The 282-nt window shown below is 67.4% G+C and carries 1 protein-coding gene; it reads right to left on the bottom strand.

What is annotated here, in order from left to right:
• The coding region (locus QN345_RS20145; protein ID WP_323509256.1) for a C40 family peptidase at positions 1-282 on the bottom strand (282 nt) is incomplete at both ends.

Below are 282 nucleotides of genomic sequence, written 5' to 3'. Positions count from 1 at the left end.
CACGTAGGACGCGACGTCGCCGGGCGACCAGATTGAGTGGATGCGCACGGGCTTGCCGACGTCGGGGGCCTCGAGAACCTGGCCACCGCCGACGTAGATGGCCACGTGGTAGTAGTCGCCGCCGCTGCCCCAGAAGACGAGGTCCCCGACCTGCACGTTACTGAAGGAGACGAGCCGGCCCTGGCTTGCCATGGTGTTGTACTGGTTCGTGGCGGAATGGGTGCCGATGTAGACCCCGGCCGCGGCATAGGCGGCCTTGGTCAGACCGGAGCAGTCCCACGC

It is taken from the genome of Cryobacterium sp. 10I1 (assembly GCF_035019805.1).
In the GTDB taxonomy this organism is placed as follows: Bacteria; Actinomycetota; Actinomycetes; order Actinomycetales; family Microbacteriaceae; genus Cryobacterium; species Cryobacterium glucosi.
Note: the sequence above shows the minus strand (reverse complement) of the source record. Positions and strands in the feature narration are given on the sequence as shown.